The 13,769-nt window shown below is 60.6% G+C and carries 14 protein-coding genes; 6 read left to right on the top strand and 8 right to left on the bottom strand.

What is annotated here, in order from left to right; translation table 11 throughout:
* Positions 1–39: 39 nt before the first annotated feature.
* Positions 40–855, top strand: a complete 816-nt coding sequence (locus AB4O01_RS10815; RefSeq protein ID WP_460091670.1) for an alpha/beta fold hydrolase — start codon at positions 40–42, stop codon at positions 853–855.
* 151 nt (positions 856–1,006) lie between these two features.
* On the opposite strand, the gene dsbG is transcribed toward AB4O01_RS10815, so the two are convergent.
* The 4 genes from dsbG to AB4O01_RS10795 form a co-directional block, all read right to left on the bottom strand.
* On the bottom strand, positions 1,007–1,777 hold the full coding sequence (dsbG, locus tag AB4O01_RS10810; protein WP_116256557.1) for a thiol:disulfide interchange protein DsbG: 771 nt from the start codon (positions 1,775–1,777) through the stop codon (positions 1,007–1,009).
* Complete coding sequence (locus AB4O01_RS10805; protein WP_093435049.1) at positions 1,753–2,634, bottom strand: TlpA disulfide reductase family protein; 882 nt, start codon at positions 2,632–2,634, stop codon at positions 1,753–1,755. The genes dsbG and AB4O01_RS10805 overlap by 25 nt, the downstream gene beginning before the upstream one ends.
* Positions 2,634–4,400, bottom strand: a complete 1,767-nt coding sequence (gene dsbD, locus AB4O01_RS10800; protein WP_460091668.1) for a protein-disulfide reductase DsbD — start codon at positions 4,398–4,400, stop codon at positions 2,634–2,636. The genes AB4O01_RS10805 and dsbD overlap by 1 nt, the downstream gene beginning before the upstream one ends.
* Positions 4,401–4,497: 97 nt before the next feature.
* Entirely contained in the window at positions 4,498–5,190 is a 693-nt protein-coding gene (locus AB4O01_RS10795; RefSeq protein ID WP_093435045.1) for a hypothetical protein, read from the bottom strand.
* 246 nt (positions 5,191–5,436) lie between these two features.
* On the opposite strand from AB4O01_RS10795, the gene AB4O01_RS10790 reads away from it, so the two are divergent.
* The 5 genes from AB4O01_RS10790 to AB4O01_RS10770 all read left to right on the top strand — a co-directional run bounded on the left by AB4O01_RS10790 (position 5,437) and on the right by AB4O01_RS10770 (position 10,003).
* Complete coding sequence (locus AB4O01_RS10790; RefSeq protein ID WP_034155191.1) at positions 5,437–6,117, top strand: response regulator; 681 nt, start codon at positions 5,437–5,439, stop codon at positions 6,115–6,117.
* Positions 6,117–7,439 carry an ATP-binding protein gene (locus tag AB4O01_RS10785; protein WP_093435043.1) on the top strand — a complete coding sequence of 441 codons (1,323 nt, stop codon included), beginning with the start codon at positions 6,117–6,119 and terminating at the stop codon, positions 7,437–7,439. The genes AB4O01_RS10790 and AB4O01_RS10785 overlap by 1 nt, the downstream gene beginning before the upstream one ends.
* Before the next feature lie 215 nt (positions 7,440–7,654).
* Positions 7,655–8,140 carry a GNAT family N-acetyltransferase gene (locus tag AB4O01_RS10780; RefSeq protein WP_460091665.1) on the top strand — a complete coding sequence of 162 codons (486 nt, stop codon included), beginning with the start codon at positions 7,655–7,657 and terminating at the stop codon, positions 8,138–8,140.
* 142 nt (positions 8,141–8,282) lie between these two features.
* Positions 8,283–9,695 (top strand): diaminobutyrate--2-oxoglutarate transaminase, encoded by a 1,413-nt coding sequence (locus tag AB4O01_RS10775; RefSeq protein ID WP_460091664.1) that lies wholly within the window; start codon positions 8,283–8,285, stop codon positions 9,693–9,695.
* An 83-nt stretch (positions 9,696–9,778) separates the two neighbouring features.
* A complete protein-coding gene (locus AB4O01_RS10770) occupies positions 9,779–10,003 on the top strand; it encodes an MbtH family protein (RefSeq protein WP_186620653.1) in 225 nt (74 codons plus the stop codon).
* 186 nt (positions 10,004–10,189) lie between these two features.
* Here AB4O01_RS10770 and AB4O01_RS10765 read toward each other — a convergent pair whose 3' ends face one another.
* From AB4O01_RS10765 to AB4O01_RS10750, 4 genes are read right to left on the bottom strand one after another with little or no spacing between them, the layout of a single operon-like run.
* Positions 10,190–11,095 carry a metal ABC transporter substrate-binding protein gene (locus tag AB4O01_RS10765; protein WP_460091662.1) on the bottom strand — a complete coding sequence of 302 codons (906 nt, stop codon included), beginning with the start codon at positions 11,093–11,095 and terminating at the stop codon, positions 10,190–10,192.
* On the bottom strand, positions 11,096–11,995 hold the full coding sequence (locus AB4O01_RS10760) for a metal ABC transporter permease (RefSeq protein WP_007917717.1): 900 nt from the start codon (positions 11,993–11,995) through the stop codon (positions 11,096–11,098).
* The gene (locus AB4O01_RS10755) at positions 11,995–12,840 is read right to left on the bottom strand and encodes a metal ABC transporter ATP-binding protein (protein WP_460091661.1); all 846 of its coding nucleotides are present in this window, start codon (positions 12,838–12,840) and stop codon (positions 11,995–11,997) included. The genes AB4O01_RS10760 and AB4O01_RS10755 overlap by 1 nt, the downstream gene beginning before the upstream one ends.
* A complete protein-coding gene (locus tag AB4O01_RS10750; protein WP_460091660.1) occupies positions 12,837–13,766 on the bottom strand; it encodes a metal ABC transporter substrate-binding protein in 930 nt (309 codons plus the stop codon). Before AB4O01_RS10750 ends, AB4O01_RS10755 begins: the two co-directional genes overlap by 4 nt.
* Positions 13,767–13,769 lie beyond the last annotated feature (3 nt).

Below are 13,769 nucleotides of genomic sequence, written 5' to 3'. Positions count from 1 at the left end.
CTCAGTCTGCCGGTTCTCTTTTTGTCGCGGGGGTGGTCGATGCCTTTTTTCACGGTGGACGGACAAGCGCTGCATTACATTGATCAAGGCACTGGTCCGGCAGTGTTGCTGGCCGGCAGCTATCTGTGGGATCACGCGATGTGGGCACCGCAGATCGCTGCGTTATCGCCACACTATCGGGTGATTGCACTGGATTTGTGGGGCCATGGCGAATCGGGACAGTTACCTGAGGGCACAACATCCCTGGACGACATCGCCCGTCAGGCGCAGGCCCTGCTCGATCATCTGGATATCGACCGCGTCACGCTGGTTGGCCTGTCGGTCGGCGGCATGTGGGGTGTACGTCTGGCGTTGTCGGCACCGCAGCGGATCAACGGTCTGGTGTTGATGGATACCTACGTCGGCGTCGAACCTGAACCCACCCGTCAGTATTACTTTTCGCTGTTCAAGCAAATTGAGGAAACCGGCGAAATCTCCGAGCAACTACTGGATATCGTCGTACCGATCTTCTTCCGTCCGGGCATCGATCCGCAGTCGGCGCTGTATCAGGATTTCCGCGCGAAACTGGCGGCGTACTCTTCGGATCGGCTGCGCGAAAGCATCGTGCCGATGGGGCGAATCACCTTTGGCCGTGATGATTTGTTGCCACGGCTGGGCGAATTGAACGCAGCGACCACGCTGGTAATGTGCGGCGATCAGGACAAGCCGCGACCGCCGTCCGAAGCAAAGGAAATGGCCGAGTTGATCGGTTGCCCGTGGGTGTTGGTGCCGGAAGCGGGGCATATCTCCAATCTGGAGAATCCGCAGTTTGTCACCGAGGTGTTGTTTACCTTCCTCAGCGAGCGCAACCGTTAGACCGAGTAATCGTTCTTCGTCGGAACGCCGTCCGGAGACAGGCTCGCTCCCACAGTGACCGCATTGAACACAGAGTCTGTGAACACATTCGATCCCTGTGGGAGCGAGCCTGCTCGCGAAGGCGTCATTTCAGGCGCCAACAAACCCGGAATTATTTAGGCCCGAGAATCTTCGCCAACTTGTCCGGCGAAGGCGCACCTTGCTGCTGTTGCAACTCACCCTTGTCATCCATGTAGAAAATCGCCGGCGTCGCCTGCAAATCCAGGTCTTCCATCAGTTGCATGTTCGCTGCCAGTTTGCTCTGCACGGCCGCCGGAATATCTTTCAGCGCTTTCAGTGAGCTGCCCTTGCCAGCCTTCTCGTGATCTTCCAGGGCCTTGGCCGGATCTTTCGCCGCCAGCAACGCGGCCGATTTACCCGGGCTGTCTTCACGAATAATGCCGACCATGATGTGCCGCAACTGCACCTTGCCAGCCTTGACCCATGGCCGTGCCTGTTCCCAGAACATGTTGCAGTACGGGCAGTTCGGATCGCTGAATAGGTACACCGTGCGCGGTGCATCCTTGTTGCCGTCCTGAATCCAATTGCTCGCCTCGAATTTGGCCCAGACTTCCTTGGCCATCGGCGCGTAAACCAGTTTTTGCAGCGGCTCGCTGCTCAGATCCTTGCCGTCGGCGTCGTACAGATTACCCAGCAAAACGTGTTTGCCGTCAGGGGTCAGGTACAGCGCCATGCCTCGGTTCTGATACTGCGCCGCATAACCGCGCAGACCATCGGGCGCATCGAACTGGCCGACGATTTTCGCGCCTTTGGCTTCGATCTGTTTGATCGCCGCAGGCAACTCTTCAGCAGCCTGCACCGACGGCAAGTGCAGCAGGGCGGTGCCCAGAGTCAGCGTCAGCAGGTGGCGGAGGCGGGGCATGGCAGTTTCCTTGCAGAGGTGGCCGGTGCAGTGGCCGGGTTCGAATTCGGGGTTGGGGCGGCGAAGTTTTCCAGCGCGCGCGCCAGGCTGGCGTTGGACAGCTCACCCAGGTGGCTGGTCAGCAGCCGACCGTCAGGGCTATAGAACAGCGTAGTCGGCAATGCCATGGAACCGACGGCCTGACCCAGCCGACCACTGCGGTCGAACAGCACGTTATTGAGGCTCAGGCCCTGGGTTTCGAGAAACGTCGCCACGCTCTGCATGCTTTCGGCTTGGTTGACGAACAGGAAGGTCAGGTCCGGGCGTTGCATCTGAGCGTTTTCCAGCACCGGCATCTCGCGCCGGCACGGCGGGCACCAGGTCGCCCACAGATTGATCACCAGTGGACCGCCCTGATAATCACGGAGCTGAATGGTTTCCCCGGCCGCATTGCGCAGGGAGATGTCCGGCAGCCGGGTGCCTTGTTCGTAGAGGTTCAACGACAGTGTCGCCAACAGCCAGAACGCCAGGCCGCTGGCCACGCCAAACCCCAACGGGCGACGCAGCCCTGGACGGCGCCAGCCGCGATACAGGGCGACCAGCAACAATACGATTACCCCTGGCCAGGCGAGGAAACCACCGTCGCGCAAATCGATGATCTGCCACGGGTCATTGCGATAGTGCGACCAGTACAGCAGCACAAAAGCAATTCGCGCCGCGAGCATGCCCAGCAGAAACAGGCTGAACAATGCTGACTCGGGGTTATCACCGCCACGCTTGGCCACCCGCCAGCCGACAAAGGTTGCCAGCGCCAGGGCACTGATCAGCAGCAGGTGGTTAAGCGCGATGGCAAAGGTGCCGAGGGTGAAAGTCAGCATTAATGGGCATCTCGGGTGGCAGTCCAGTGTTGCAGGAATGTCTCGGCGTCGACTTCGCCGGTGATGCGCTGGCTGCGGCGCTCCAGACCATCAGCACCGATCCAGATGAACGTCGGCGGTCCCGGCACTTTGTAGCGGCTGAGCAGTTCAGCGCTGGCGGCATTGTCGTCGGTGACATCAAGCCTGAGCAGGCGCACGTTGCTCAGCGCCTGCATCACGTTGTCCTTGCCAAACACCTGCTTCTCCATGATCAGGCAAGACTTGCACCAGTCGGCGTAGTAATCGAGCAGCACCCACTGACCCTGAGCCTTGGCGGCATCGAGTTCGCGTTGCAGCGCCGCCGGCTCCTTGATCGTGGTGAACGCTTCATGACCCGAAGGCGCGGTGGCGCCAGCACGACCGGCACTGTAGACCTGCAACGGTTGATACGGATCATCGCTGCCGCCCGCCGCACCAATCACCAGCAAACTGCCCCACAGCCCGAGCAGCAGCGAACTGGCGCCGAACAACTGCGCAACGCGGCCAAAACCTTCGGACTGTTTCCAGGCGCAGAACGCGGCGATCAACAGCAGCGCACCGCACAGGCCCAGCCATAACGACGCATCCAGCACCGGGCGCAACATCACCAGCGCAGTGGCGAGGAAGAAGAATCCGAACACGCCTTTGAGCAGGTTCATCCACGCACCGGGTTTGGGCAGAAAGCCATTGCCAACGGTCACCAGCAACAGCAGCGGCACACCGATGCCGATGCCCAGCGAAAACAGAATCAAACCACCGTGCAGCGCGTTGCCGGTCTGCGCGATATACAGTAAGACACCCGCCAGTGGCGCGGTCATGCACGGGCCGACCAACAGACCGGACAATGCACCGAGCGCTCCAGCACCGATCACGCTGCCACCGCTGCGACTGCGCGAGGCGTGTTCCAGGCGATCGCGCAGGGCCACCGGCAATTGCAGTTCAAAGAAGCCAAACATCGGCAACGCCAACACCACGAAGATCGCGGCAAAGGTCCCCAGCAGCCATGGATTTTGCAACCATGCCTGCAGGTTCGCGCCGAGCAGCGCGGCAATCACGCCCATCGCTGCATACACCAGCGCCATGCAAATCACATAACTGCCGGCCAGTACGAATCCGCGACGCGGAGTGGCACCACTGCCGACGACCATACCGGCCAGAATCGGCAGCATCGGCAATGAGCACGGCGCAAATGCCAGCAGCAAGCCGAAACCGAAAAACGCCAGCAAGCTCCAGCCCAACGCGTGTTCTTGCAGGCTGCTGGCCAGGGCTTGATCCGGTGCCTGGTCGTTCGTTGTCGTTGTTACCGCTGTCGCCGCCGGTGTTGTCGTGGCTGGCGCTTTACCGCCCAGGTCGATGACCCGGGTTTGCGGTGGATAGCACAGGCCGGCATCGGCACAGCCCTGATAGCCGACCTTGATCTGCCCCGTGGCGGAGGCTGGAATTTTAATTTCCAGACCTTGGCGATAGACCGGTTGCTCACCGAAAAACTCGTCGCTGTGGGATTCGCCTTCAGGCAGCGCGGGCTGTTGCTCTGCGCTCAGCCCTTCGAATTTCAGGCGTTTCTGATACAGGTAATAACCGTCGGTGATTTGCCAGAACAACTGCGTTTCACCGGATTCGAGGCGTTCGGATGTGAGCACGAATGCCTGGTCGACCGGCAGAAACTCCGGTTTTGACTCAAATGGATTGTTCCCCGCCTGGGCCAGGCTGGAGATCAGCAGAGCAAACAAAAGAAAAAAATGACGCATGGAGGAGCCTTGTCCCTGTGCAAGTAAGACGCAGAATGGGCGGCGGCGATTAACCGATAATTAACCGTATCCTACAAGGCCCTCCGGCTTCGGCCAATCAGCCGCGCAGCAGTCCGGGCCAGTTCTCGTCATTGATGGTTTGTGGGCCGGAGACTAGACGGTCGGACTGAATGTTGTAAGTCAGGTATTGGTTGTTGGTCAGGAAGATGTACCAGTAGCTGTCGGCAAAAGTCCGGTCATTTTGCGCTGCCGTGATGATCCGGTCCTTGTACGGTTGCAGCGCGCCAAGTTGATGATCCCCGAAGGATTTGTAAGTCAGGGTCTTTGCCTTGTAGTTAAACGATAGATAGTGCCCATCGTTGAGGATGAATCTGAACAGGAACGGGTGACCGGTTAGTTGAAACCAGGTGCCTGCGATGATTTTGTCGAAGTAGGGCAGTATTGGCTTCCAGATTGAATCGGAAACTTTATAGAAGGCATCGACCTTGTCTTTGTCTTGATTGTATTTACACACCACGGGTGTTGTTCCCTGATAGAAGAACAACCAGGCAATATCTTCATCGGTCGGGGTGTTCCAGCCGAATGAAGTGGTTGTCAGTCCGAAACGCAAGCCTTTGGCATAAGGACCAAAGCTGTCCCAGCTATCGGTAACCGGGGCGGGGTAGTTGGTGGATACCTTGTTGTCAGCGAGATCGAATCGAGAATAGGTGTCGCTGTCCTTGAAGAAGAAATAAATACGGTCGGGGCCGGAGCGCCAATCGATCGCGACGAAGTTTTTTAGTTGAGGCATGTTCATTAAGTCCTTTTAAAAGTTGTAGGTAATCGCCAGCTGAAAACTAAATGATTGAAGGCGTCTTACAAAGGGAGGAATTGTTTCTTTATTCGTGGGGAGAAGTTTTTAATGCGGCGTGACTATAGGTTTGCGCAATCGGGCGGCACCGGCTTTTGCGCCCGGCTTCCCGTATGCGTCGGTGACGGCCATAATTGCGCCTTAATCCTCGCCTGTTTCACTCGCCTTTTTGTTTCCGGAGTACCCATGCACGTACTGGTTTGCGAAGACGATGAACTGATCGCCAGCGGTATTGTTGCGGGACTCAGTGCCCAAGGCCTGACCGTCGAACACGTCAACACGGCATCGAAGGCCCGCGCGATACTTAAAGTCGCCGAATTCGACGTGATGGTGCTCGATCTTGGCCTGCCCGACGAAGATGGCCTCAAGTTGCTGCAACAACTGCGTCAGAGTGGCCTGGAGATTCCAGTGCTGATCCTGACCGCGCGCGACTCGGTCACCGACCGCGTTGACGGCTTGCAGGCCGGGGCTGACGATTACCTGCTCAAGCCGTTTGATCTGCGCGAACTGTTCGCCCGCCTGCAAACCCTGTTGCGCCGGGTTGCCGGGCGCAGCGTCAACCTGATCGAGCATGGCGCGCTGACGTACGATCCGAGCAGCCGCGAAACCACCCTGGCCGGGCAACCGGTGGACTTGTCGCGCCGCGAGCAATCGCTGTTGCAGGCGCTGCTGCACAATCGTGGCCGGGTGCTGTCCACCGAGCAATTGAAGGACAGCGTCTACGGCTTCAACGATGAACTGGAAAGCAACGCGCTGAACGTGCACATCCATCACCTGCGCAGCAAACTGGGCAAAGGCATCGTCGAAACCGTGCGCGGTCTGGGCTATCGCCTCGGCCCGGCCGACGGTGGAGATCAAGGCAAGTGATGAGCCTGCGACTGCGCCTGAGCCTGACCCTCGGCGCTGCGTTTGCGCTGATCTGGGCGCTGGCGGCGGCCTGGATGCTCAGTGACCTGCGCAATCAGATGATGTTCTCTCTCGACCAGCGTCTGGTGGCCTCGGCGCGCATGGTGGCCGGGCTGCTGGAACAGTTGCCGACACTGCCGAGCAAAGGCGAGGGCACGCATTTCAGTGCCGAACAACTGAATATCCCCGGCGGCATGGCCTGTCAGGTCAGCTCGTTGCGCGGGGAAATACTCGCGCGCAGTCACAATAATCCCGAACAAGCGCTGGAAGCCGAGAAAATGGGCTTCCATGACCAGATGATCGATGGCGCGCCGTGGCGCAGCTTCACCCTGGCCCGGGGCGATGTGCGCATCACCACGGCCGACCGGCAGATTGAGCGCGAAGCCCTGAACATGTCGATCCTGCTGGCGGCGTCGGTGCCGGTGGGCGTGGCGCTGCTCGGCTGTCTGTGCCTGTTGTGGCTGGGCATCGGCCAGGGGCTGGCGCCGCTCAACCGTCTGCGTGAGGCGCTGATGCGGCGCAATGCCGACTCGCTCGAGCCGTTGCAGATCCAGACCTTTCCCAGCGAATTGAAGCCGCTGCTGGAAACGCAAAATCAGTTGTTTCAACGCATCGGCAAGACCATCGAGCGTGAGCGCCGTCTGACCGGTGACGCGGCACATGAACTGCGCAGCCCGCTGACGGCGATCAAGACCCACCTGCAAGTTGCGCGCATGACCGACGGCAGCGCCCGCGATCAGTCACTGGCGCGGGCCGAGGAGGGCGCCGATCGCTTGCATCGCACCCTCGAACAGTTGTTGTTGCTGGCGCGGGTCGAGGGCAGTCTGTCGTTCGATGACGGTTCGCAGTGCAGCGCCGAGCAAGTGGCACGCCTGGCGATCCAGGACGCCACCGGTGGCGAGCACCAGCGCATCAAACTGCAACTGCCGGCCGGGCTTAGCGCTGCACCGCTGCACATGCCGGCGGTGCTGTCGATCGCGGCGCTGCGCAATCTGCTCGACAACGCCTTGCGCCATACCCCTGAGGACTGCGCGGTCGAACTGAGTCTGGAAACCATTGGCAACCGCGTGCGGTTTGTCGTGCGTGATCATGGCCCGGGCATTGCACCGGATGATCTGCAACACCTGACCCAACGCTTCTGGCGCAACGGCCAGAGCACCGGTTGCGGCCTTGGCCTGGCGATTGTCCAGGCGATCGTTCAGCGCTGCGACTGCGCCCTGCATTTCGACAGCCGCCCGGATGGCCTGCGCGTCGAGCTGACCATGCCATTGCAGCCTGTCTGACCTGACCACAAATCTCCTGTGTGAGCGAGCCTGCTCGCGAAGACGGCGGCACAGTCAGCATCCAAGTGGCTGACAAAACGCTTTCGCGAGCAGGCTCGCTCCCACAAGGGCGGATGGGTTGGAACATCAAATGTAACTTTTCGACATTCGCTATCCGGCAGGGGTGGGGGTAAGGTCCACGCAGCTTTGACTCAATGGATTGAGGGAATTGCGCCATGGAAGCACCCATCTGCATTCGTTCCGCCACACTGGCCGACGCCGGCATCATCAGCCGCATCATCGAACGTTCGATCCGTATCGGTTGTGCGCTCGACCACCGTAACGATCCGATACGGGTCAGCACCTGGATCACTCAGCAATCCGCCGACTTCATCAGCGCCCGCCTCGCCGACCCGCACTTCTATTTATGCATGGCTTTACTGGCGGACAAACCGGTCGGTGTCGGTATGGCACAGGCCAGTGGTGACATTTCCCTGTGTTACGTGCAGCCGGAATCCTTTCGCCGGGGCGTCGGGCGGGCGCTGATGCACGATCTGGAAGGCTGGTTGCGGGTTCGCGACGTTGCTCAATCGGCCCTCAACAGCACGCGCACCGGCCGTGCTTTTTATCGCCGTCTGGGCTATCGCGAGTCAGCGCCGCCCGTCGAATACCAAGGCGTGCAGACCCTACCCATGCATAAGTCGTTGGCAGCGCCGGCCTGACAACACGATCACGGGCTAAATCCTCAGGCCCCTTAAGCGTTTCCAGAACAGGAAAACCTGCAAGTGCGCTCCGCGATTGGAATGCGCACCTGTCCGGTGTGCTGTTTTGGTCACTATCCATAGCCAATTGAGGGGTCGAGAGATGTCAGTCGCCACCAGCCTTATCGAAGAGTCGTCGGCCCGGGTTACCTCGGCGCCGGCCGAAACGCTGTACCAGTTCAACGAATCGCCATTGCTGGCTCGTCAGGCCCGGCAGGAGTCCAACGCGCGCAGCTATCCACGACGCATTCCATTGGCACTGAAGCGCGCTAAAGGCCTGTATGTCGAAGACGTTGAAGGGCGCACGTTCATCGACTGCCTCGCCGGGGCCGGCACGCTGGCGCTGGGGCATAACCACCCGGTGGTGATCGAAGCGATCCAGCAGGTATTGGCCGATGAATTGCCGCTGCACACTCTCGACCTGACCACACCGGTCAAGGATCAGTTCGTCCAGGACCTGTTCGGCCTGCTGCCGCCCGCCCTGGCGGCGCAAGCGAAAATCCAGTTCTGCGGGCCGACCGGCACCGATGCCGTGGAAGCGGCATTGAAGCTGGTACGCACGGCGACCGGGCGCAGCACCGTGCTGTCGTTCTCCGGTGGTTATCACGGTATGAGCCAGGGCGCGCTGAGCCTGATGGGCAGCCTGGGGCCGAAAAAACCGCTGGGTGCGTTGCTCAGCCATGGGGTGCAGTTCATGCCGTTCCCGTACGACTACCGTTGCCCGTTCGGCCTTGGTGGCGCGGCGGGCGTGAGGGCTAACCTGAGCTATCTGGAAAACTTGCTCAACGACCCGGAAGCCGGCGTGCAACTGCCCGCAGCGGTGATCGTCGAAGCGGTGCAGGGCGAGGGCGGTGTGATTCCGGCGGACATCGAGTGGCTGCGCGGCTTGCGCCGGATCACCGAAAAGGCCGGCGTGGCGTTGATCGTCGACGAGATCCAGAGCGGTTTCGCCCGCACCGGCAAGATGTTTGCCTTCGAACACGCCGGTATCACCCCGGATGTGGTGGTGTTGTCCAAAGCCATCGGCGGCAGCCTGCCGTTGGCCGTGGTGGTCTATCGAGATTGGCTCGACACCTGGCAGCCGGGCGCGCACGCCGGCACCTTCCGTGGCAATCAAATGGCCATGGCGGCAGGTTCTGCGGTGATGCGTTATCTGGTTGAGCACAAGGTCTGCGAACACGCTGCTGCCATGGGCGAGCGCCTCAGCGAGCACCTGCGCATCCTGCAACGGGACTTCCCGCAATTGGGCGACATTCGTGGTCGCGGCCTGATGCTCGGCGTCGAGCTGGTCGAGCCGAACGGCCCACCGGATGCGCTCGGTCATCCGCCGGCGTTCGCACGACTGGCGCCGCTGGTCCAGCGCGAATGCCTCAAGCGTGGGCTGATTCTGGAGCTGGGCGGTCGGCATGGCGCAGTAGTACGTTTCCTGCCGCCGCTGGTGATCACTGCCGCCGAAATCGACCGTGTCGCGGAAATCTTTGGCCGTGCTTTGGCCGCTGCCACCGCTGCGCTGTAAATTTTTCGCCGCGCCGAACGTTCTTTCTACATACCCGGCTGCACTCAGCGTGCAGCCCACCCTTATAACGATGGAGAACCAGCATGACGTCAGTATTCGACCGCGAGGACATCCTCTTTCAGGTCGTGGTCAACCACGAAGAGCAATACTCGATCTGGCCGGACTACAAAGCCGTGCCGCAAGGCTGGCGCACCGTGGGCAAGAGCGGCCTGAAAAAGGAATGCCTGGCCTATATCGAAGAAGTCTGGACCGACATGCGTCCGCTGAGTTTGCGTCAGAAGATGGAAGCCCAGACCGCCGCGCAATAAGCGGCCGGGCAAAAAGAACCCGCTGGACTGGAAACAGTCAGCGGGTTTTTTCATGGCTGGAGTTTGTGTTGTCAGGTCAGGCCTCTTCGCGAGCAAGCTCGCTCCCACAGGTGAGTTGTGAACGACACAGATCCAATGTGGGAGCGAGCTTGCTCGCGAAGAACGATAACGCGGTTTCGGCTAAAACTAAGCTCCGCTCAGCCCTTTGAGCAGCAAATCAACATTGCCTTCCAGCTCCGCCACCGGATCCGCCGCATCGGTGCTCAAAACCACCAGATGACTGCCCGACTCGGCAATTGCCGCTTTCACCGCGTCCGATGGCTGTCGATGATGCAGGACCACCGCGACATCATTGTCCTTGAGCGTCGCCGTCAGTTTTTTCAGATCCTGCGGCGTCCATTCCGCATCAGGGCGTGGATCCTGGCCAACCAGCTCCAGATTCAGACTACCGATCAGATAACCAAAGTGATCACTCAAACTCATCACACTCAGATTGTCGGCACTCGCCAACCGCGCCTCGCTGTCGGCGCTGAGCTTCAGCAAACGCTGCTTCAACGTCGCCAGATTCGCCTCGATCGCAGGCTTGGCGCTAGGTGCCAGGCGCACCAGATCCGCCGCCATCACGTCCGCCATGCGCCCCATGTTGTTGCTCGCCAGCCATGGCTGGCTGTTCAAACCATCAACCTTCAGATCCGGTTGCACGGCAATGCCCGGCAGGGCGCCGTCGACCGGGCGCGCCGCATCGACTTCAACGATGCGAATATTGCTGCGACGGGCGATCGGGTACAGCGAATCATCGGCCCACAGCGAGCGCACGCCAATCACCGCATCGGCGCTCGTCGCCAACTTGCTCAGCGCCGGTGCACCGCGCCCGGTGAAATAAGCGTTCTGCCGGCTGCCCGGCAAGTTCGCCGGTGCCGCACGTTCAAGCTGGACGTCAGTGCCTTTGAGCAGCACTTCGCCCAAGCCATAGGTGATCGGCAACGAGGCCAGCACTCGCAGCGGTTTAGTGTTTTCGGCGGCCATCAACGGCGTGCAGATCACGCCGCACAGGGTCATGGCCAAGGTCAGTTTGCGCAGTGAAAAAATCATTTATCCAAGATTCCCTTTCAGGCTCGGGACAACCCCGCGCGCAATGGCGGCGAGGGCGAAGGCTATGCCGGCGACCAGAATGATCGCGGCGCCGGACGGAATCGGCAGATCAAACACGATCGGCGCGAGGATCCCGCACAGTGTGCTGACCGTGGCGATCAACACCGAGCACCAGAAGAAGCCCTTGAGCGACTGGCTGAGCAAACGTGCCGCCGCCGCTGGAATCACCAGCAGCGCGCCGACCAGAATCGCGCCGATGACTTTCACCGCTGCGACGGTGATCAGCGTCACCAGAATCACGAACAGATAATCCAGAGTCTTCACCGCCACCCCGCGCACCGCCGCCAGTTGCGGGTTGAAACTGGCGAGCATGATGCGGTTGTACAGCGGCAGGGCCAACGCCATGACCAGCGAACCGACGATGGCCAATACCGCCAGATCGTTGCCGTTAACCGTGAGTACCGAACCGAACAGCACGTTCTCGAGAATGTGCACGTTGATCTTGCCCGCGAGAATCAGTAGCAGACTCGCGCCCAGTGCCAGTGACACCGAGAGGAATACGCCGATCAAAGTGTCCGGTGCCAGACCGGTACGGTTGCGCAGGTAATTGAGCAGGATGCCGAACAGCAGGCAGTAGCCGAACAGGCTGCCGTAGGGCCCGGTGTAAGGTTCGCCGAGCAGAATCCCGATGGCTACACCGGTGAGTGCCGCATGGCCCACCGCTTCGGAGAAGAACGCGAAGCGCTTGACCACCACCAGCGTGCCGAGGCCGCCGAGCACCGGGCCGATCAGCAAGCCGGCAAGCAACGCATTGACCACGAAACCGTAGGCCAGCGCTTCCGGCAGATACCCGGACGAGGCCCAGCCTTGCACCATCAAACGAAAGGCTTCGTAACTCATCAGGCAGCGCTCCGTGGATGGGTCGAGAACAAGGTCAGCAGACGTTCCGGGGTCAGCGCCTCTTGCGGTGAGGCATCAAACAGCATGCGGCGGTTTAGACCCGTGACACGGCTGGCCAGACGCCCAACCGCTTCCAGATCGTGCTCGATCCACAGCACGGTGATGCCCGCTGCACGCCAATCGCCGAGCAGACGTTCGAATACCTGAATCCCGGCTTCATCGAGGGCCGACATCGGCTCATCCAGCACCAGCAATTGCGGCGCCGGGATCAGCCCTTGGGCGAGCAGCACCCGCTGTCGCTCACCGCCAGACAGCGCACCCATGCGGCGCTTGCGTTTGTCTTGCATGCCGACGCGTTCCAGCGCTTCACCAATCGCGCCGGCGTAACGCTTGCTCAAACCGAGAAACGCCGGTCGCCGCTGGCACATGGCAGCCATGAAATCGTCGACGGTCATCGGCAGACCGCGATCGAATTCCAGCGCCTGCGGTACATAACCGATGGTGCCGGGTTCGCCGGGCCATTGCAGGCTGAGCTGGCCCTGATGGGGCATTTGTCCGAGCAGGGTCTTGATCAGCGAACTCTTGCCGCCACCGTTGGGGCCGACCAGGGCGTGAACGCTGCCGGGTTGCACCTGAAAGGTGACGTTATCGAGGATTGTCGTGCGACCGAGCGTCAGAGAGACTTCCGCAAAATCCAGAGTCGGTCCCAATCCTTGTGGGAGCGAGCCCGCTCGCGAATGCGGTGTGTCATTCGATAAAGATGTTGGCTGGCCCGGCGCCTTCGCGAGCAGACTCGCTCCCACAGGGGACTGGAGCTCGGTCGAGATCGTTTCTCTGGAAGTCATGCGCCAGACTCCTGAATCGCCCGCACCACGGTGTTGAGGTTGCCGGTCATTTCCTTTTCGTACTTGTCGGCGGTGTATTCGCCGTAGGAAATGTGCGACAGCGGATACAGCTTGACGCCGGACTCACGCTGGATGGTGTCGACGTAAGTGGACGGGAAATCCATCTCCGAGAAGATCACTTTCACGTGCAGTTCACGCAACTGGTCAATGGTCTTCTTCAACTGGCTTGGGCTCGGCTCGATACCGTGGGCCGGCTCGACCACGGCGGTCACTTCCAGGCCGAACTCACGCAGCAGATAGTCGTAAGCCGCGTGCACCGTGGCCACGCGCAGTTCCGCGTTCGGCGCTTGCGTCAGTTTTGCCAGGGCGTCGGCACGCATCTGCCGCAGGCGTTTGCCGTAGGCGCGGGCGTTCTGGGTGTAGGTCTTGGCGTTGTCTGGATCGAGTTTGCCCAGTTCGCGGGCAATGTTGTTGACCTGGGCAATGGAAGCGCTGATCGACAGGAACGTGTGCGGGTTCACCACTTTGCCGGCCCCGCGCGCGGCAACCCCGGTGGCCGCCAGCAACGGCACGTTTTCGTTGGCTTCGATGGTTTTGATGTTTGGCGTTTCGCTGGCGGCGATCATGCGGTCGGCGAAGTCGTCATGGCCAACGCCGTTGAGCACGATCACATCCAGCCCGCTGATGCGTTTGATGTCTTCGGCCCGTGGCTCGTAGGCATGCGGGTTGAAACCGGCCGGGATCAGCGGCACCACCTCGGCCTTGTCGCCGACGATGTTGGCCACATAGCTGTAGTAAGGGTGCAGGGTGATGCCGATGCGCAGACGTTTGGCCTGATCGGCACTGGCCAACGGGCTCAGCAGGCAGGCACACAGGCCCAATAAAAAGAGGCGTAACAATGGACGGCGTGGCGATGAAATAGACATGGG

The sequence above is a fragment of the Pseudomonas sp. S2_E02 genome (assembly GCF_054668355.1).
The sequence above is the reverse complement of the archived record's forward strand: the minus strand, read 5'-3'. Positions and strand labels throughout refer to the sequence as shown.